This is a genomic window from Aeromonas sp. 600282 (genome assembly GCF_049175755.1).
GTDB lineage: Bacteria > Pseudomonadota > Gammaproteobacteria > Enterobacterales > Aeromonadaceae > Aeromonas > Aeromonas veronii_A.
This window is the reverse complement of sequence record NZ_JAAKVR010000006.1, coordinates 80,103-98,797: the sequence shown is the minus strand read 5'-3', so window position 1 is coordinate 98,797 and position 18,695 is coordinate 80,103. Positions and strand designations below refer to the sequence as shown.

General features: G+C 60.7%; 15 protein-coding genes and 1 tRNA gene. 11 read left to right on the top strand and 5 right to left on the bottom strand.

Annotated features, from left to right (window positions below):
• Window positions 1-53 precede the first annotated feature (53 nt).
• The 4 genes from G5137_RS08090 (at window position 54) to G5137_RS08075 (ending at window position 2,237) form a co-directional block, all read left to right on the top strand.
• A complete protein-coding gene (locus G5137_RS08090) occupies window positions 54-644 on the top strand; it encodes a LemA family protein (protein WP_005346564.1) in 591 nt (196 codons plus the stop codon).
• Window positions 641-1,366 carry a TPM domain-containing protein gene (locus G5137_RS08085; protein WP_421255217.1) on the top strand — a complete coding sequence of 242 codons (726 nt, stop codon included), beginning with the start codon at window positions 641-643 and terminating at the stop codon, window positions 1,364-1,366. The genes G5137_RS08090 and G5137_RS08085 overlap by 4 nt, the downstream gene beginning before the upstream one ends.
• Window positions 1,367-1,386: 20 nt before the next feature.
• Window positions 1,387-2,004, top strand: coding sequence for a TPM domain-containing protein (locus G5137_RS08080; protein ID WP_120414070.1), 618 nt, complete (start codon window positions 1,387-1,389; stop codon window positions 2,002-2,004).
• A 145-nt stretch (window positions 2,005-2,149) separates the two neighbouring features.
• Window positions 2,150-2,237, top strand: a tRNA-Ser gene (locus G5137_RS08075).
• 450 nt (window positions 2,238-2,687) lie between these two features.
• Here G5137_RS08075 and G5137_RS08070 read toward each other — a convergent pair.
• The 4 genes from G5137_RS08070 to G5137_RS08055 all read right to left on the bottom strand — a co-directional run bounded on the left by G5137_RS08070 (window position 2,688) and on the right by G5137_RS08055 (window position 8,953).
• Complete coding sequence (locus G5137_RS08070; RefSeq protein WP_421255216.1) at window positions 2,688-4,583, bottom strand: DEAD/DEAH box helicase; 1,896 nt, start codon at window positions 4,581-4,583, stop codon at window positions 2,688-2,690.
• Window positions 4,584-4,763: 180 nt separating this feature from the next.
• Window positions 4,764-5,225 (bottom strand): hotdog fold thioesterase, encoded by a 462-nt coding sequence (locus tag G5137_RS08065; protein WP_227342547.1) that lies wholly within the window; start codon window positions 5,223-5,225, stop codon window positions 4,764-4,766.
• Window positions 5,226-5,393: 168 nt separating this feature from the next.
• Window positions 5,394-5,882 carry a hypothetical protein gene (locus G5137_RS08060; protein ID WP_421255215.1) on the bottom strand — a complete coding sequence of 163 codons (489 nt, stop codon included), beginning with the start codon at window positions 5,880-5,882 and terminating at the stop codon, window positions 5,394-5,396.
• A complete protein-coding gene (locus G5137_RS08055; RefSeq protein WP_421255214.1) occupies window positions 5,882-8,953 on the bottom strand; it encodes an FAD-binding and (Fe-S)-binding domain-containing protein in 3,072 nt (1,023 codons plus the stop codon). Before G5137_RS08055 ends, G5137_RS08060 begins: the two co-directional genes overlap by 1 nt.
• Before the next feature lie 167 nt (window positions 8,954-9,120).
• On the opposite strand from G5137_RS08055, the gene G5137_RS08050 reads away from it, so the two are divergent.
• The 4 genes from G5137_RS08050 to G5137_RS08035 all read left to right on the top strand — a co-directional run bounded on the left by G5137_RS08050 (window position 9,121) and on the right by G5137_RS08035 (window position 14,345).
• Window positions 9,121-10,047 (top strand): cation diffusion facilitator family transporter, encoded by a 927-nt coding sequence (locus G5137_RS08050; protein ID WP_005361338.1) that lies wholly within the window; start codon window positions 9,121-9,123, stop codon window positions 10,045-10,047.
• A gap of 299 nt (window positions 10,048-10,346) precedes the next feature.
• Window positions 10,347-11,882 (top strand): TerC family protein, encoded by a 1,536-nt coding sequence (locus G5137_RS08045; protein WP_421255213.1) that lies wholly within the window; start codon window positions 10,347-10,349, stop codon window positions 11,880-11,882.
• 207 nt (window positions 11,883-12,089) lie between these two features.
• Complete coding sequence (locus G5137_RS08040) at window positions 12,090-13,211, top strand: alkene reductase (RefSeq protein ID WP_421209150.1); 1,122 nt, start codon at window positions 12,090-12,092, stop codon at window positions 13,209-13,211.
• Between the two features lie 147 nt (window positions 13,212-13,358).
• Window positions 13,359-14,345, top strand: coding sequence for a zinc-binding dehydrogenase (locus tag G5137_RS08035; RefSeq protein ID WP_421209149.1), 987 nt, complete (start codon window positions 13,359-13,361; stop codon window positions 14,343-14,345).
• A 111-nt stretch (window positions 14,346-14,456) separates the two neighbouring features.
• Here the strand turns inward: G5137_RS08035 and G5137_RS08030 are convergent, their stop codons facing one another.
• Window positions 14,457-15,521, bottom strand: a complete 1,065-nt coding sequence (locus G5137_RS08030; RefSeq protein ID WP_421255212.1) for an adenosine deaminase — start codon at window positions 15,519-15,521, stop codon at window positions 14,457-14,459.
• A gap of 197 nt (window positions 15,522-15,718) precedes the next feature.
• On the opposite strand from G5137_RS08030, the gene G5137_RS08025 reads away from it, so the two are divergent.
• The 3 genes from G5137_RS08025 to G5137_RS08015 all read left to right on the top strand — a co-directional run bounded on the left by G5137_RS08025 (window position 15,719) and on the right by G5137_RS08015 (window position 18,609).
• On the top strand, window positions 15,719-16,468 hold the full coding sequence (locus tag G5137_RS08025) for an HAD-IIA family hydrolase (RefSeq protein ID WP_005337281.1): 750 nt from the start codon (window positions 15,719-15,721) through the stop codon (window positions 16,466-16,468).
• A gap of 54 nt (window positions 16,469-16,522) precedes the next feature.
• Window positions 16,523-18,097, top strand: coding sequence for a cation:proton antiporter family protein (locus G5137_RS08020; RefSeq protein WP_041209381.1), 1,575 nt, complete (start codon window positions 16,523-16,525; stop codon window positions 18,095-18,097).
• 143 nt (window positions 18,098-18,240) lie between these two features.
• A complete protein-coding gene (locus G5137_RS08015) occupies window positions 18,241-18,609 on the top strand; it encodes a cupin domain-containing protein (RefSeq protein ID WP_213387010.1) in 369 nt (122 codons plus the stop codon).
• Window positions 18,610-18,695 lie beyond the last annotated feature (86 nt).

Below are 18,695 nucleotides of genomic sequence, written 5' to 3'. Positions count from 1 at the left end.
GTACACCATCCATGGCGCACTATCGACTCGAAATACCAAAGGAGAACAACAAGATGGCCACATCACTCTGGCGCAGAACCACGCAGAGCCTGTTGACCCTGACCCTGCTGCTCGGCCTGACCGGCTGCGGCATGAACAATATTCCGACCCTGGATGAGCAGGTCAAGGCGAGCTGGGGGCAGGTGGAGAACCAGTATCAGCGCCGCGCCGACCTCATTCCCAATCTGGTCGCCACCGTCAAGGGGTACGCCAGCCATGAGCAGGAGACCCTAAAGGCGGTCACCGATGCCCGTGCCCGGGTCGGCAGCGTGCAGGTGAGCGATCCTGCCCAGCTCAAGGAGTTTGAAGCGGCACAGAACCAGCTCTCCAGCGCCCTCTCCCGCCTGATGGTAGTGGTAGAACGCTACCCCGAGCTGAAAGCGGATCAGCAGTTCCTTGCCCTGCAGGCCCAGCTGGAAGGAACCGAGAATCGCATCTCGGTGGCACGCCGCGACTATATCGAGGCGGTACGCCAGTTCAATACCGAGATCCGCACTTTCCCCGGCGTCATCTGGTCCAAGCTGCTCTACTCGGATCTGGAAGCCAAACCCAGTTTCAGTGCCAAACCTGGTGCCGATGAGGCGCCCAAGGTCAGCTTCCAATGAAGATGATGCTGCGCTGGTTTCTTCCCTGTCTGCTGCTCTGGGCCAGTGCCCTGCAAGCGGCACCGGACTTCCCGACGCTGAGCGGACGGGTGGTGGATGAAGCCAGTCTGATGTCCCGCAAACAGGCCCATCAACTGACCCAGCAGCTGGCCGCCTTTGAAAAGCGCAGCGGCATCCAGCTGGTGGTGGTCTCCGTCGACAGCCTCGATGGGGAGACCATCGAGGAGTACGGCTACCAGCTCGGTCGCCACTGGGGGATCGGCCAGAAAAGCAAAAACAATGGCGTGCTGTTGCTGATCGCCCAGGATGAGCGCAAGGTTCGCATCGAGGTGGGATACGGGCTGGAAGGTGCCCTGCCCGACGCCATCGCCGCCAACATCATCCATGGCCACATCCTGCCCGCCTTCAAGCGCGGCGATATGGTGGCCGGGATCATGGCGGGCAGCCAGAGCATCATGAAGGCACTCGCCGGAGAATATCAGCCGGTCGAGCAGCCAAAGAGTGACAACGGTGGCGGCCCCTGGCTGTTTATTCTGGTGGTGATTGCGATGATCGTACTCCACAACCTGCGCGGGGGGGGTGGCGGTGGGCCGGGAGGACGACGTCGGTCGGCCTACATGGCCGGTGGATTGGGTGCCGGCTCCTTTGGTGGTCGCTCCGGCGGCGGATTCAGCGGTGGCGGCGGCAGTTTTGGCGGCGGCGGAGCCTCCGGTGGCTGGTAACAGGAGTAAAGAGACAAATCATGATTTCTAAACAGTTCTTCCACACGCTTCAGGCAAAGGTGCGCGAAGCGGAGCTAGAGACTGATGCTGAACTGGTCACCGTGCTGGCCCCGGCCAGCGATGGCTATCGCTACATTCCCACCCTCTGGGCGGCGCTGCTGGCGATGCTCACCCCGCTGCTGGTGTTCCAGCTCGGCTTCTGGCTCGGCTGGTACGAAATCCTGCTGGTGCAGTGGTCGGTCTGGCTGCTGCTGAGCCTGCTGTTCCACTGGACCCCCATCAAGATGCGACTCATCCCGAAGACGGTTCGCCAGCACCGGGCGGCCCTGATGGCTCGCCTGCAATTTGTCGAGCAGGGGCTGCACCGCACCCGCGACCGGCTCGGGGTGCTGATCTTCGTCTCGGCCGCCGAGCACTATGTAGAAATACTGGTGGATGACGGCATCGCCCAGCATATCGACAACGGCCAGTGGCAGGAGATCATCGACGACTTCGTGGCGCGCGTGCGCAACAAGGAGATCGAACAGGGTTTTCTGGAGTGCGTGGAGCGCGTTAGCGCCATTCTGACCGATGCCTTCCCGGCCACCCGGGATCAAAACGAGCTGCCGGACAGTCTGATCATCCTCGACAAGCCCTGATCCGGTTTAAAAAACCGGCATTCTGCACAAGGGTTAGGCATTCGGAAAAGATTATGAAAAATAAGGGGAAAAGAGGTTGACCCACACAGCCCTTTCCCCTAAATTACGCCCCGTTCCAGCGCAATAGCGCAGCGAACGAAAAATTGGTGAGGTGTCCGAGTGGCTGAAGGAGCACGCCTGGAAAGTGTGTATACGGCAACGTATCGAGGGTTCGAATCCCTCCCTCACCGCCAAATTTAAAAAAACCGACCTCAGGGTCGGTTTTTTACTTTCCGGAAAACACAAACATCGGTGCCGACAACGGCAACAACGACAAAAACAGGTGAGCACTCTCGCCAGACCATCGCCTGTATGAGCAACACCTCCCCGGCACTTCCCATGGAGCAGCTGGTTGGGCATGGGCTTGCTCATCGCCGTTGTGTCATTAGCCGGCATGCCCCCCTTTTCTAACGCTCAGCGACGGGTACCCAGCAAACCACCCTCAGGGCGATGGTGAGGCATGCCACGTCGGCGTCATCTATCTCCTCAGCATGACAGCTTTATGGCAGCCTGAGCGCTCACCACAAGGCTCTGAGCACAGTTTTCCTGTTATCCTCGGCGCACCAGCACCTTACCGCCTCGCGAGAGGCTGGCACAAAAAAAGGCCGCTCAATGAGCGGCCTTCTTCATAACGGGATCAGCAATCAGCTTTCGCGGCGCTTGCCACCGAATTTGCGATCTTTGTTGAAACCACCTTCGCGGCGCTCCTTGTTGAACGGACGGTCACCCTGCGGACGGCGATCCTTGTTGAAAGGACGGTCGCCACGGAACGGACGATCACCGCGCGGCGGACGGCTGCTGGTGTTGCCACCGGCCGGCACCTCGGTGTAGCGAGTGATCTGCAGCGGACGCTGGCAAACACGGGCTTTCTTGATCACTTCCAGCACATCGGCGCTAATGCCCTTGGGCAGGTCAACGGTGGAGAAGTCGTCAGCGATGTCGATGTTGCCGATGAAGCGGCTCTCGATATTCGCTTCGTTGGCGATGGCGCCCACGATCTGGCCCGGCTTGACGCCGTGATGGGCACCCACGTCGACACGGTAGCGCTCCATCTCCACGTCCGGGTTGTCTTTCAGCGGACGCGGCTCCAGGGACGGCATGCGACGGGCCGGACGATCGCCACGGTCACCGAAGTCACGACCGCCGCGATCGTTGAAGTCACGACGCTCGAAGCCACCACGATCGTTGCTGTTGTTGAACAGCGGATCCGGGATGGAGTCATCCAGCAGCAGCGGTTGGTCGCCCTGTACCAGCTTGGCCAGTGCGGCAGCCAGCTCCAGCGGATCGGCAGAATCTTCTTCGATCAGCTCGTTTACCAGGTTGTGGTAGATCTCGAGCTCTTCGCCCATCATGGTTTCGCGGATGCGCTCCTTGAACTTGGCCAGACGGTGCTGGTTGATGTCCTCGGTGCTCGGCATCTTCATCGGCTCGATGGCCTGACGGGTTGCGTGCTCGATGGCGCGCAGCATGCGGCGCTCGCGCGGAGCCACGAACAGGATGGCCTCGCCCTTGCGACCGGCACGACCGGTACGGCCGATACGGTGAACGTAGGATTCGGTGTCGTACGGAATGTCGTAGTTCACTACGTGGGTGATACGCTCAACGTCCAGACCACGGGCAACCACGTCGGTGGCGATCAGGATGTCCAGCTGGCCCTGACGCAGCTTGTCAACGGTACGCTCACGCAGCTTCTGCGGGATGTCACCGTGCAGCGCTTCACAGGCGTGGCCACGTGCGGCCAGCTTGCCAGCCAGCTCTTCGGCAGCGTTCTTGGTACGTACGAATACCAGCAGGGCTTCGTAGGATTCCACTTCCAGCAGGCGGGTCATGGCGTCCAGCTTGTGCAGACCGGTTACCTGCCAGTAACGCTGGCGAATAGTGGTAGCGGTAGCAGTCTTGGAGGCGATCTTGATCTCTTTGGGCTGCTTCAGGTGCTTCTGGGCCACGCGACGGATCTGCTCCGGCATGGTGGCAGAGAACAGAGCAACCTGACGAGAGCTCGGGCACTGCTCCATGATCCAGTCCACGTCGTCGATGAAGCCCATACGCAGCATTTCATCAGCTTCGTCCAGTACCAGAGCTTTCAGGCCGGAGAGATCCAAGTTCTTGCGACGGATCAGATCCATCACGCGGCCCGGAGTACCGACGACAACCTGGGCACCACGACGCAGGGCGCGGGTCTGGGTTTCGTAGGAGGCACCACCGTAGATCGGCAGCACGTGGAAATCAGGCATGTGGTGTGCATAGCGTTGGCACGCTTCAGCCACCTGCAGCGCCAGTTCGCGGGTAGGCGCCAGCACCAGGATCTGGGTGTTGCGGTTACCAGCTTCCAGACGAGACAACAGAGGCAAGGCAAAAGCAGCGGTCTTCCCTGTACCGGTTTGCGCCTGCCCCAGCAGATCGTGTCCCGCCATCAGGTGGGGAATTGCTGCGGCCTGGATCGGTGACGGGCGCTCATAGCCCACGTCCTGCAGCGCTTTCAATACAGGCGCGGCCAGTCCAAGCTCACTAAAAAGGGGCAGTTGTTCGGTATCAGACATAGATTCTTCCAGATTAAGGCAGGCGGCTAACACCGCGGAATAGCAAAAAGGCGGCGATTATAGCGCCACTTTGTTCTGCTGTCTTGAAAAATGTGATAAGCCTCTCAAGACGTTGGCAATTATAGAGGGATCTGGCGAGTATGGCTTGCTTATTTTGCACTCATAGTGCGTTATTGCAGATCACTCCTCTCTGGAGTCCTTGCCCCGCTTGTGTTTGAGCACCGCCATGGTCAGTCGGCTGGTGCACAATAAACGCTCACGTTCGTCCCGAATTTCAATCTGCCACACCTGGGTCGTTGCTCCCAGATGGAGCGGCGTGCAACGCCCGGTCACCACCCCTTCCCGCTTGGCTCGCAGATGGTTGGCATTCACCTCCAGCCCCACACAGTAGCTATCTGGCCCGACAGCCATATTGGCGGCAATCGATCCCAAGGTTTCCGCCAGCACCACGGATGCGCCGCCATGCAGCATGCCAAGGGGCTGGTGCGTACGGTGATCCACCGGCATGATCGCTTCCAGCCAATCGGAGCCAAAAGCCGTGTAGACGATATCGAGATGGGCCATCAGGGTGTTGCGAGAGGTGGCGTTGAGCCCCTCCAGACTCATGGGTTTACGCCAGATGGGCGCAATATCGTGGCTCATTGCGAGCAGACTCCTTATGTAAGCGATGAATGCGTACCGATATGAGTGAAACGCCCTCCATCGACAAAATGGTTCGGTTATATGAGTTGTTGGTTACCGGGTGACATGTTAACAACGCAGCCCCGACTCGGAACTGCGTGTTACACAATCATGCCCTTAAGCGGGATGTCACCAGGGGTAGGTAACGCCGGGCCACTCAGCCCAGGGCACTTCTCGCCCCGGCAAGCGGGGGTCTGGCCACTGCCAAACGTTGGCGAGCCAGTCGCGCAGCTGAATCTCCAGCTCCTCATCCGTGATTGGCGCCTCGGCCACCTTCCAGAAGAAGAGCTCCACCGCTACCTCAGGCAACACCGAGGGGTAGAGATAAACCCCGCCCCAAAATTGCGGCTCCCGATCCGGGCTCCAGAGGCCATAGGCAAAGGAGCGCTTGGCCAGAAACTCCGACTGCTGCAACTCCAGATCCCCTTCGTGCTGGCTCAGGCTGAAGTTGGCGGAGGGCCAGATATCATTCGGGCGAAACAGCTGATGGAGCTGCTCACGCTCGCGCAACATGGCGACAAACTCCACCACCGCCTGAGCGGGGGTGGCGGGTAATAGCAAGAAACGCGGGTGCCGATAGGCCTTCGGCACCCGAAACCGCTTGGGAAACGTCAGCATCAGAGCAGCTCCAGCAGGGCTTGCAATGGATGTTTGAGCTTTTCCCCCTCCATCCGCTTGACCTGACTGCGGCACGAATAGCCGGTCGCCAGACAGCGCGCTTTGGGTAGACGGGCTAGCGGGTCAGCCCAGCTCAACCCATAAATGCCCTTGGAGTTCTCCACCTGTTTGACGTCGTGACCATAGGTGCCCGCCATACCGCAGCAACCCACAGAGACTGGCTGCAAGCTGGCCCCGAAGCGGCCAAACAGGGTGCTCCAGTCGCCGTGAGTGGAGGGCTTGGCGGTCTTCTCGGTGCAGTGGGCAAAGAGATACCAGGGCTCGCCCCCCTCCTCGCTCTTGGTCTTGTCAGTGCGAGCAGGCAGTTGATCTGCTGGCAGCGAGAGCAGCCACTCCTGCGGCAACAACACCTGAAAATCACCGCGGGCCGACCCCAGCGCCTTGGCATACTCGTCGCGATAGCAGAGCACCATGGCCGGATCCACCCCCACCATGGGAATGCCAAGCGCCGCCACCTTGTTGAGGAACTGGGCGCTGTTGGCCGCTGTACGGGCAAAGGCGCGCAGGAACCCCTTGATATGCTGGGGTTTACCGTTGGGTTTAAAGGGCAGCAAGTAGGGCTGGAAGCCGAGCTTGCTGGCGAGTTTCACCAGGTCGCGCACCACAGGGGCGTCGTAATAACTGGTGAAGGGATCCTGCACGATGAGCACCACCTGCTTGCGCTGCTCGACGCTCATCCGCTCCAGTCCCGGCAGATCAAAATAGCGGGCACGGTTATCGTGCAGGCTCTCGGCAAGGGTCGGCACTGAGAGCAGCGGCACATCCACCATGCCGATGCTCTTCTCGGTCGCCTTCTGGGCCCACTCTTTTTCGAGGAAGAAGTTGACCAGCTTCGGCGCCTTGGCAAGCAACGGAGCATAGCTTTCAACGGTGCCGACGAAGTAATCCTTCGGCGCGCGCAGGTAGCGGCCGTGATAGAGCTGCATAAAGCGGGCGCGAAAATCGGGCACATCCACCTTGATCGGGCACTGGCTGGTGCACGCCTTGCAGGCCAGACAGCCCGCCATCGCCTCCATCACCTCATGGGAGAAATCATACTCGCCGCGCTGTTTGGCCCAGCTGTTGCGCACCTTGTCCACCAGCTGTTTGAAGCGCACACCACCGGATTGCAGTGCCACCTCTTCCGCCAACGGATCGAAACCCTGCTCCGCCAACTGACGCAACCATTCACGCATCAGGCCCGCCCGCCCCTTGGGGGAGTGGCGGCGATCGCGGCTGATCTTGACCGAGGGGCACATGGGGGAGTCGGTCTCGAAGGTGAAGCAGAGACCATTGCCGTTGCAATCCATGGCGCGGGTGTAGCTGGTGCGCACCGCGAGCGGGATCTGGCGGTCATACTTGCCGCGCTTGGGGCCATCCACCGACACCAGCTCGGCGCCGCTACCGTAGGGGATACATATCTTGCCCGGGTTGATGCGGTTGGCCGGGTCGAACGCCCCCTTGACCCGCTGCAACTCTTCCCACAGCTCGCCAAAGAAGGCGGGGCTGTATTCGGAGCGAAAGCCCTTGCCGTGCTCCCCCCACATCAGGCCGCCATATTTGGCGGTGAGCGCCACCACCTGATCGGAGATGCGGCGCAGCAGCACCTCCTGCTCGGGATCGCACAAATCCAGCGCCGGACGCACATGCAGCACACCGGCATCGACGTGGCCAAACATGCCGTAGTCGAGGCCGTGGGCATCCAGCAGGGCACGAAACTCCATGATGAAATCGGCCAATGACTCTGGCGGCACGGCGGTGTCTTCAGTGAAGGCCACCGGCTTCTTGCGCCCTTCGGCGTTGCCCAGCAGCCCCACCGACTTCTTGCGCATGGTGTAGATGGTTTCGATGCTCGGCAGGTGGTCACATACCTGATAGCCGATAATCCCGGCTTCACTCTTGGCCAGCAGCTCGTCGATACGGCGGCAGAGCTCAGCCACCTTGGCCTTGTGTTCTGCCTCGTCGGTATCGGCAAACTCGACGATGTTGAGCCCCTGCAGATCCTTGCCGGGCACATCCTGAATAAGTTCTTTCACCGAATGCCAGATGATGTCGGCGCGGGCCAGCCCGAGCACCCGGGAGTCCACCGTTTCCACCGAGAGGGCCTGCGCCTGCACCATAAAGGGGGCATTGCGCAGGGCGGAGGGGAAGCTGTCGTACTTGACGTTGACCAGGGTGCGGTAGCGCGGGATTGGCGTGATATTGAGTTTGGCTTCGGTGATAAAGCCCAAGGATCCTTCAGATCCGCACAGCACCCGGCTGACATCCAGCGTGTCGGTATCGGGTTGATAGAGGTGCTTGAGATCGTAACCGGTCAGAAAGCGGTTGAGCTTGGGGAAGGTCGCCTCAATGTCGGCGCGGCGCTCCTTGCCGATGCGATAGAGGGTGCGATAGATCTCCCCTTCCCGACTCTCCAGCGCCAGCTTGTCGGCCAGTCGCTCACCGGTCAGCGGCTCGGTCGCCATGATGTCACCGTTCTCCAGCACCGCCTTGAGACCCAGCACGTGATCCGAGGTTTTACCGTAAACGAGGGACCCCTGCCCCGAGGCATCTGTGTTGATCATGCCCCCTAAGGTGGCGCGGTTGGAGGTGGAGAGATCCGGCGAGAAGAAGTAGCCATGGGGCTTGAGATAGGCGTTGAGCTGGTCTTTCACCACCCCGGCCTGGGCGCGCACCCACCCCTCTTCCAGATTAATTTCCATGATCTGGTTCATATAACGGGAGAGATCGACGATAATGCCGCCGCCCAATGACTGACCATTGGTGCCGGTACCGCCACCGCGAGGGAAAAAACTCAGAGTGTGGTACGCCGGCTCTGCGGCCAGCTTGAGCATTGCTGCTATGTCGTCCGCACTGCGCGGATAGAGAACCGCCTGAGGTACTACCTGATAGACGCTGTTATCCGTCGCCATCGCCAACCGGCTTGCATAAGACTTTTCGATATCACCACGAAATGCGCTGCGCTCTAGCAACTCAAGAAACTGCAGGGTTGCGGGTGACAAACTGTCCTGGTAATCGAGTCTCGGGATCATGAATCCTTGTTCCCATCCTTTGCTTGATGCCGGCACGCCGGCGACAACGACTGGCCAGCCGCCTGTCAATGGCAGTCAGGCCAGTCCGCTCACATGTGAGCGGGCAGTATATCAGCTAGAAAACCGCTTGCGCTTGGCAATATTCACCATTTGAAAGGAGGACTTTTATGGCTCACCACAGCCATGTTATCAGTACGCTGGTCACCACCGAAAAACAGGCGCTTACCCTGTCGCTGTTCGGTTGTATCACCTTTGCCATCTTCGGCATCGGCTACGGCCTCTTCGTCGGTTCCAACGCCATCATGCTCGATGGTATCTTCACCCTGTTCAGCATGGGCATGACAGGCCTCGGTCTTGTTACCGCCTATCTCGTTACCCGCCCTTCCGATGCGCGCTTCCAGTATGGCTACGCCCACTTCGAGCCCATCACCAACGTCATCAATGGCACCATTATTCTGCTGCTCTGCCTTGGCGCTCTCTATAGCGGCATCACCACCCTGCTGGATGGCGGACGGGAGATCGATCTCGGCCACGCCCTCATCTATGCCGCCGTCTCCACCTTCTTCTGCGCCATCATCTATCGCATCGAAGCCCAGGTCGCCGAGCAGGTAGACTCCGAGCTGGTGCGGGTCGACTCCAAAGAGTGGCTGGTGGATACCCTGCTCAGCGCCACCCTGCTTATCGGTTTCGTGGTCGCCATCGGCCTCGATGCCATCGGCTACGGCCAATACAACCGCTACATAGACCCGGTGCTGGTCTCGCTACTGGCCCTCTGTGCCACCCTCATTCCCATCAAGGTGCTCGGTCGCAACCTGCGGGAAGTGTTGAAGATCGCCCCCAAGGGGGATGTGCCACGGCAAGTCGAACAGGAGATCGAAGCGCTGCGCCAGCGCCACGGCATAGAGTGCTACAGCCATCTGGCCAAAAGCGGTCGCCGCTTCGATCTGGAATTGAACATTCTGGTGGCGCCGGGTCAGGAGTGGCCCGTCGAACGTCAGGATGCCCTGCGTCAGGAGCTCTGGTCTCGCCTTGGCGACACCCTGGGGGATGCCTGGCTGTCGGTCTGTTTCACCCGCGAAAAGCGCTGGTTGTAACGACCGCACGGGGAGCGCGGCACCGCTGCCTCCCCCTGTCGCATCACAACCCCATCACGCCTCGCTGACGCTGCTCTTGCCAAATTGGCGCCAGCCGCTATCATCAGGGCTCATTTTTCACCCGAGGTTTTATTGCCCATCATGGACAATCCCCGAAGTTGCCCTTCGTCTCTCTCTGTCAAAGCCTATCTTTTTCTGCTTAATCAGCGCCTCTGAATAACACCTTTGCCTTGCTGTTACTGCGGCCATCGCGCGCCGTGATCACTCTCTGCTCTGTCTGTTTTTATTGAGGTCATACAATGGAATTGCTGCTGGATCCCCATATCTGGATCGGTCTGTTTACCCTGATCATTCTGGAAATCGTGCTGGGGATCGACAACCTGGTCTTTATCGCCATTCTGGTGAAAAAACTGCCTCCCGCCCAGCGGGACAAGGCACGCGTCATCGGCCTGTCGCTGGCCCTGCTGATGCGACTTGGACTTCTGAGCGTCATGTCATGGCTGGTCACCCTGACCACCCCGATTTTGCACCTGTGGGATCACCCCTTCTCCGGTCGGGACCTGATCCTGATGGGGGGCGGCCTGTTCCTGCTGTTCAAGGCCACCTCCGAGCTACATGAGCGGCTGGAAGCCAAACCCCAGGATGACGGCCCGGTCGGCGCCTACGCCAGCTTCGGTGTGGTGATCGCCCAAATTCTGGTGCTCGATGCGGTCTTCTCGCTCGACTCCATCATCACTGCCGTCGGCATGGTGGAACACCTGGGCGTCATGATGGCCGCCGTGACCATCGCCATGGTGGTGATGGTGCTCGCCTCCAAGCCGCTGACCCGCTTCGTCAACGCCCACCCCACCGTGGTGGTGCTCTGTCTGAGCTTCCTGCTGATGATCGGCTTCAGCCTGGTGGCGGAAGGGTTCGGCTTCCATATTCCGAAGGGCTACCTCTACGCAGCCATCGGCTTCTCGGTGCTGATCGAGTTTTTCAACCAGCTTGCCCAGCGCAGTGCCATGCGTCACGAATCCAAGCTGCCCCTGCGTGAGCGCACCACCGCCGCCATCTTCAAGCTGATGGGGAGCAAGGCCTATCAGGATCAGCCGGATGACGATCTGGATGCACCGGCGCCTGCGCCGCTCAGCTTTGGCGAGGAGGAGCGCTATATGGTGACCGGCGTGCTGTCGCTGGCCGAGCGCTCCATTCGCACCATCATGACCCCGCGCTCCGAGATGGCCTGGATCGATATCAACGACTCCAGCGACGAGATCCGCGCCCTGCTGCAGCACGAGCCCCACAGCCTGTTCCCTATCTGTGACGGGGATCTGGACGAGGTGATCGGGGTGGTCAAGGCGCGCGACCTGCTGTTTGCCTTGAACGAAGGGCAATCCTTGAGCGAACTGGCCAAGCAGAACGACCCCATTATCGTGCCGCAGACCATCAACGTGATCCGCCTGCTGGCGGAGCTGCGCAAAGCCAAGGGGAGCCTTATTCTGGTCTCCGACGAGTTTGGCGTGATCCAGGGGCTGGTCACCACCCACGATCTGCTGGAGGCCATCGTCGGCGAGCTGCCGGACGAGGACGAAACCCCGGATATCGTGCGCGATGGTGAAGGGTGGCTGATCAACGGCAGCACCAACATCCATCATGTGGAGCAGGTGCTGGAGCATGAGGGGCTGGTGAGCGAGAGCGATGAATACGTGACCCTGGCGGGCATGCTGCTCTCCCACTTCGGCACCCTGCCCACCCCGGGCCAGCAGTTGCAACTGCAGCAACTCAACTTCGAGGTGATCGAGGTGAGCGAGCGGCGCATCGAGCGGGTGAAAGTGATGCCCACCACCGCTTGAGCCTGCCACCAGCAGAATACAGAAGAGGGCCAGACGGCCCTCTTTTTTATGCTTCAACTTTATGCCTCAACGCCTCTTTCCCGACGGTTTGCACTGATTGCTGCATCGATTGCTGCATCAAGCACAATTCTCTTGTGCAATTACCCCCCTTTTTCACAACAAGATGGCGGCATAAAGTGGCCTCACTTCCACCATGAGGAACTCAAGATGAGCCACGATCACCTGTTCTGCCCGCTGCGCCTCGGCCAGCTGCACCTTGCCAACCGCATCGTCATGCCCCCCATGACCCGCTCCCGTGCCAGTCAGCAGGGTGATGTGGCCAACGCCATGATGGCGAGCTACTACGCCCAGCGCGCCGAGGCGGGCCTGATCATCAGCGAAGGCACCCAAATCGACCCCATGGGCAAGGGCTATGCCTGGACGCCGGGGATCTACAGTGCCGAGCAGATCGCTGGCTGGAAGCTTGTGACCGATGCCGTGCACGCCAAGGGGGGCACCATCTTCGCCCAGCTCTGGCACGTGGGCCGGGTCACCCATCCGGACAACATCGGCGGCGCCCAGCCCATCTCCGCTTCAGCCCTGCCCGCAGTGGGCGTCAAGGTGTTCGTCGATAACGGCAGCGATGCGCCGGGCTTTGTCGAGACCGTCACTCCGCGCGCCATGACTCAGGCCGATATCGATGCGGTGGTGGGCCAGTTCCGTCAGGCAGCACGCAACGCCATCAGCGCCGGTTTTGACGGCATCGAGCTTCACGCCGCCAACGGCTACCTCATCAACCAGTTCCTCGACTCCGAGTCCAACGCCCGCACCGATGGCTACGGCGGCTCGCTGGAAAACCGGCTGCGCTTCCTCAAAGAGGTGACCGAGGCAGTCAGTAGCGAAATCGGCGCCGATCGGGTCGGGGTGCGTCTTGCGCCGCTCACCACCCTCAACGGCACAGTCGATGCCAATCCGCAGGAGACCTATCTGGCGGCCGCCCGTCTGCTGGGCCAGCTCAACGTGGTCTACCTGCACATTGCCGAGGCGGACTGGGACGATGCCCCCCTGATGCCGGAGAATTTCAAGCTGGGTCTGCGGGATGCCTTCCCCAACACCCTGATCTACGCCGGTAAATATGATGGTGATCGCGCACGCGCCGCCCTCGAAGCGGGCTGGGCCGACATGATTGGTTTTGGTCGCCCCTTCGTTGCCAACCCGGATCTGCCGAACCGGCTGCGCCACGGCTATCCGCTGGCCCCCCACGATCCGGCCACCCTGTTTGGCGGCGGCGAGAAGGGGTTGACCGACTACCCCGTCTATCAGGCCGATGACGCAGCTACCAGCCGCTGATTGCCGATGGCCAACCGGCCACGTAACGCAGGCCCCACAGGTTGGGGCCTGCTGTATTGTTGCGCATTAGCAACAGTGATATGACTGACCGAATCACTGTTGCAATGATCTCGTTGTTCTCTCCCCTCGCTTTCACAAGGAGTCATCATGAATCACACCCAAGCCTGGTGCTGGCATGCCCCCGGTGAACCGACCCAGCTTACCCTCGCCGATCTGCCCCTGGCACCGCTCGCCCCTGACGAGGTACTGGTAGCCAACCGGGTTATCGCTTTCAACCCGGTGGACTGGAAGCTGATCGAATATGGCCACTCCAACTGGCAGGAGGGTCAGGTGCCCGGCGTCGATGGCATGGGCACTATCGTGGCCCTCGGCGCCAACGTCAGCCATCTGCGCCTCGGTGCCCGGGTCGCCTATCACACCGACCTGCGCCACCACGGCAGCTTTGCCCGCCACACCCGGGTACCAGCCCGCGCCCTGCTGCCAGTGCCCGATGCCCTGAGTGACGAGGCGGCCGCCGCCCTGCCCTGTCCCGGCCTCACTGCGTGGCAGGCGCTGGCCAAGCTGCCGCGCCTGCACGGGGAAGCGCTGCTCATCACAGGTGCTGGCAGCAGTGTCGGCCGCTTTGCGGTGCAGCTCGCCCTCCAGCAAGGAGCGCGAGTCTTTGCCAGCGCCAGCCCACGCCACCATCACTGGCTCAAACAGATCGGCGTGCAGGGGGTGGCCGATTATCGGGATCCCGAGTGGCTCGCCACTTTGCAGGCGGCCAACGGCAACGAGCCGTTTGAGGGGATCATCGATCTGGTCTCCAGCCAACAGGCAGAGAGCTTGCTGCCCGCGCTGGGCTACTACGGCCATATGGTGACTGTGCTGGGGCGCATCCCGCACAATCCGCTACCCGCCTTTGCCCATTGCCACTCATTGCACGAGATTGCGCTCGGTGCCCAGCACGCCTTTGGCACCGACAAGCAGTGGAGCCGACTGGTGGCCGCCGGTGTCGCCATGATGGAGCAGATGACGAGCGGCAAGCTGACCCTGCCGCCGCTGGTGGTGGGCAATTTCGAGGCACTGCCCACCCTGCTCGAGCGCTTCAAGCGTGAAGGACAGGGTGAGAAGTTTCTGGTGCGAGTGGCATAACGCTGACCTGCCCCGATAACCACACCGACCATTGAAACGAAAGAGGCACGCCAGTGATGGCGGGCCTCTCTTTATATAGTGCATGTCATCTCGACTTCATTGGCGCCTGACTCAATGCAGGATCACCCCGTGAGTCTCGGCATAACTGCGGATCTCCCGGGTCAGCCGCGCCTTGTCGGCCAAGCTTAGCCAGCTCGCCTCAACGGCATTGAGCGACAAGCGGCAGAGCTGACTCATGGTCGCGCCAAGGCCATCGGCCAGCGCCACAAAGTTGGCATTCATATAGCCGCCAAAGTAGGCGGGGTCGTCCGAGTTGATGGTGACGCAGAGCCCCTGCTCCAGCAGCCGCAACACATTGTGCTGGGCCATATTGCCGAACACCTTGAGCCGGGTGTTGGAGAGGGGGCATACGGTGAGCGGCAGCCGGGTATCCGCCAGATAGCGCAGCAGCTCGGGATCGTCTGCCGAACGCACTCCGTGATCGATGCGGCATACCTGCAGCTCGTTGATCGCCTGCCAGATGTAGTCGGCAGGGCCCTCTTCACCTGCGTGGGCCACCACCGGCAGCCCCAGCTCGCGGCATTTGGCAAAAATACGGGCAAATTTGCTGGGCGGATTGCCCTTCTCCCCCGAGTCGAGGCCGATGCCATGAATGCGTGACAGGAAGGGCATAGCCTCTTCCAACGTCGCAAAGGCATCCTCTTCGCTGAGGTGGCGCAAAAAGCTCATGATAAGGCGCCAGCTGATGCCAAACTCCTGCTCTCCGATCTGCAGCGCCCGCTCGATGCCGCCCAGCACAGTAGCAAAAGGGACACCGCGGGCGGTGTGGGTCTGCGGGTCAAAGAAGATCTCCACATGCACCACCTTGTCGGCAGCACAACGTTCAAGATAGGCCCAGGTGAGGTCGAAAAAATCCTGCTCGGTCACCAGCACGCTGGCGCCGCGATAGTAGAGGTCGAGAAAGGATTGCAGGCAGTCAAAGTCATAGGCGGCGCGCACGCTGGCCACATCGGGCCAGGGCAGTGGCACATTATTGCGGCGGCCCAGCTCAAACATCAGCTCGGGTTCGAGGCTGCCCTCGATATGCAGGTGCAGCTCCAGTTTCGGCAGTCCGGCGATAAATTGCGCGGCGGTGAGGTGTTCGGGGGTGACTGGCTTGGGAATCGGGGTGTCCATGGCAACGGCTCCATCAGCAAAGTGATCCGGCGTCAGCCCCTCCACCAGACTGACCCGACGGCAGCTTTATTGTGCACCGAAGTGGCGAGACAGGGGAGACTTGTCATCAAACAGACTTATAATGGCGTCACAAAAATCATAAATGATTGAACATCTTAACGATTGGCGGCTCGCCTGCGCCCTGACAAGGAGTTTTCATGAAGAAGAACGTCATCTGCGATATCGACGGTGTCATCCTGCACAACAACGATCTCATCCCCGGTGCCGACCGTTTCGTCCATCGCCTGCTGGAGCAGGGCAGCAAGCTCTTGTTCCTCACCAACTACCCGGCCCAGACCCAGAAAGATCTGCAAAACCGCTTCCGCTCCGCCGGGATCGAAGTGCCGGAGGAGTGCTTCTATACCTCCGCCATGGGCACCGCCGACTTCCTCAAGCGTCAGGATGGCAAGAAGGCCTATGTGATCGGTGAAGGGGCGCTGACCCACGAGCTCTACAAGGCCGGTTTCACCATCACCGACATAGACCCCGACTTCGTGGTGGTGGGGGAGACCCGCAACTACAACTGGACCATGATGCAACAGGGGGCCAAGTTCGTCGATCAGGGGGCCCGCTTTATCGCCACCAACCCCGATACCCACGGCCCCATGATGCACCCGGCCTGCGGCGCCCTGTGCGCCCCCATCGAGCGGATGACCGGCAAGAAGCCGTTTTATGTCGGCAAGCCAAGCGCCTGGATCATCCGTGCGGCGCTCAACCGGATGGAGGCCCACTCAGACGACACCATCATCATCGGCGACAACCTGCGCACCGACATTCTGGCGGGCTTTCAGGCCGGTCTCGAGACGGTGCTGGTGCTCTCCGGGGTGAGCAAGGTAGCGGATATCGACCGTATGCCGTTTCGACCGAACCATATTTTCGACTCCGTGGTCGACATCGATATCGTCTAATCACCACCCAAGCGTTAAACAGGGCGGGTCTCTCCTGCCCTTGCAGGATCTGTTATGGAACCCATTCTGATCGCCGTGGCCTTTGGCTGCGGCATGCTGGTCAATCTGATTGGCCTGCCCCCTCTGCTCGGCTTTCTGGCCGCCGGTTTTATCCTCAATGGCATGGGCTATCACAACACCCCAGCCCTCAACGAGATCGCCGATCTCGGCGTCACCCTGCTGCTGTTCACCATCGGGCTCAAGCTCAATATCAAGACCCTGATGCGGCGCGATGTGTGGGGCACCACCAGCCTGCATCTGCTGCTCTCCACCCTGCTCTTTACCGTGGTACTGCTGGTCTGCAAGGGGCTAGGACTGGTACTGGCCCTGTCGCTGGACTGGAAGCTGGCACTACTTCTGGGCTTTGCCCTCTCCTTCTCCAGCACCGTTTTTGCGGTCAAGGTGCTGGAAGATCGCAGTGACATGAATGCCCTCTACGCCCGCATCGCCATCGGCGTGCTGGTGATGCAGGATGTGTTCGCGGTGGCATTTCTGGCCTTCTCCAGCGGCAAGTGGCCCAGTATCTGGGCGCTCTGGGTGCTGGGACTGCCGCTGCTGCGCCCGCTGCTGTTCAAGCTCTTGGAGCGGGCCGGTCACGGCGAGTTGCAGGTGCTGTTCGGGGTCTTTCTGGCACTGGTGGTGGGTGCAGCCGGGTTTGAAGTGGTCGGCCTCAAGCCGGATCTGGGGGCCCTTATCATCGGCATGATGCTCGCCTCCCATCCTGCCGCAGCAGGCCTTGCCAAGGCGCTCTTCAACCTCAAAGACCTGTTTCTTATCTGCTTCTTCCTCACCATCGGACTCAACGGTCTGCCGACCCACGACACCATGTTGCTGGCGCTGGCACTGGTGCTGGCCCTGCCGCTCAAAAGCGCGCTCTACTATCTGGTCTACAGCGGCGCTCACCTGCGGGTGCGTACCGCGCTGCTCTCCACCCTGGCGCTCACCAACTTCTCGGAGTTTGGCCTGATCGTCGCGGCCATCGCCGCCAAGGCGGGCTGGCTCTCCTACGAGTGGCTGGTGGCGGTCTCGCTGGCGCTGGCGGCAAGCTTCATGATCTCCGCCCCGCTCAATGCCCAGAGCGAGCGGATCTACCACCGTATCGGTCACTGGCTCAAGGGGCTGCAGGCGAGCAACCTCCATCCGGAAGACAGGCCCATCGAGCTTGGCGATGCGGAGGTGATCATCCTCGGTATGGGACGGATCGGTCAGGGGGCCTACTTCGAGCTGGAGAACAAGTACGGCAACGTCATCCTCGGGGTGGAGAACGACAGCGAGAAGCTGCCGACCCTGCGCGCCCAGGGGATGAACGTCATCGAGGGGGATGCCACCGATACCGACTTCTGGGACAAAGTGCTGCTCTCCAATCAGGTCAATCTGGTACTGCTGGCGATGCCCCACCACTCGGGGAATCTCTACGCCATCGAGAAACTGCGCAGCCACGGCTTTGCCGGCAAGATCGCCGCCATCGTCCGCTTCGAGGATGATATCGCCTCCCTCAAGGAGCAGGGGGTGGATGCTGTGTTCAACGTCTACAACGAAGCGGGCAGCGGCTTTGCCCGCCATGTGATCCGCCGCTTGCAGCCACTTTGAGTCGTCGACCAGCAGCCCTTGGCAAGGGCTCTTGGCAAGCAGGAACGCATCGTTTAAGTTATGCATAACCTCGTTTAATAAAACGAACAAACGTGGGGCCGGGATGGCCCCGCGTTCCTATCTGCCGCAGCCAAGGAGGCACCATGAAGACCCTCAACGACTGGATTTTGCTCGACCGCCATGAGGCGGCCCCTACCCCGCTGATGCCAGCCCCCGAGCGCATTAAAGCAGGCCATCCGAGTCAGACGGTGTGGAACCACTACTCCGACCCCAGCCAGCAGTTTCACATCGGCTTCTGGGCTTGCGAGCCTGGCCGCTGGGCCATCCACTACACCGAGCACGAGTATTGCCAACTGCTGGAGGGGGATGTGGTGATCCACGACAATCTGGGCGGCCAGCTAGCCCTCAAACCCGGCGATCAATTCGTGATTCCGGCAGGCTTTGTCGGAGAGTGGGAGACCCTTACCCCCTGTCGCAAGGTCTATGTGATCTTCGAACCCGCCTCAGCTTGACGTTCACGTCACCCGGCCCCGTTGCAGCAACCCTTATCCTGTTGATCTGCTTGACGCTTACGGCATGATTTTCTGCGGTTTTCCCG

Bases quoted from the DNA above. Each gene is read 5' to 3' on its own strand.
- G5137_RS08020 (WP_041209381.1), top strand. From the start codon at position 16,523: ATGGAACCCATTCTGATCGCCGTGGCCTTTGGCTGCGGCATGCTGGTC.
- G5137_RS08055 (WP_421255214.1), bottom strand. From the start codon at position 8,953: ATGATCCCGAGACTCGATTACCAGGACAGTTTGTCACCCGCAACCCTG.
- G5137_RS08050 (WP_005361338.1), top strand. From the start codon at position 9,121: ATGGCTCACCACAGCCATGTTATCAGTACGCTGGTCACCACCGAAAAA.
- G5137_RS08090 (WP_005346564.1), top strand. From the start codon at position 54: ATGGCCACATCACTCTGGCGCAGAACCACGCAGAGCCTGTTGACCCTG.
- G5137_RS08045 (WP_421255213.1), top strand. From the start codon at position 10,347: ATGGAATTGCTGCTGGATCCCCATATCTGGATCGGTCTGTTTACCCTG.
- G5137_RS08015 (WP_213387010.1), top strand. From the start codon at position 18,241: ATGAAGACCCTCAACGACTGGATTTTGCTCGACCGCCATGAGGCGGCC.
- G5137_RS08025 (WP_005337281.1), top strand. From the start codon at position 15,719: ATGAAGAAGAACGTCATCTGCGATATCGACGGTGTCATCCTGCACAAC.
- G5137_RS08065 (WP_227342547.1), bottom strand. From the start codon at position 5,225: ATGAGCCACGATATTGCGCCCATCTGGCGTAAACCCATGAGTCTGGAG.
- G5137_RS08035 (WP_421209149.1), top strand. From the start codon at position 13,359: ATGAATCACACCCAAGCCTGGTGCTGGCATGCCCCCGGTGAACCGACC.
- G5137_RS08060 (WP_421255215.1), bottom strand. From the start codon at position 5,882: ATGCTGACGTTTCCCAAGCGGTTTCGGGTGCCGAAGGCCTATCGGCAC.
- G5137_RS08080 (WP_120414070.1), top strand. From the start codon at position 1,387: ATGATTTCTAAACAGTTCTTCCACACGCTTCAGGCAAAGGTGCGCGAA.
- G5137_RS08040 (WP_421209150.1), top strand. From the start codon at position 12,090: ATGAGCCACGATCACCTGTTCTGCCCGCTGCGCCTCGGCCAGCTGCAC.
- G5137_RS08070 (WP_421255216.1), bottom strand. From the start codon at position 4,583: ATGTCTGATACCGAACAACTGCCCCTTTTTAGTGAGCTTGGACTGGCC.
- G5137_RS08085 (WP_421255217.1), top strand. From the start codon at position 641: ATGAAGATGATGCTGCGCTGGTTTCTTCCCTGTCTGCTGCTCTGGGCC.
- G5137_RS08030 (WP_421255212.1), bottom strand. From the start codon at position 15,521: ATGGACACCCCGATTCCCAAGCCAGTCACCCCCGAACACCTCACCGCC.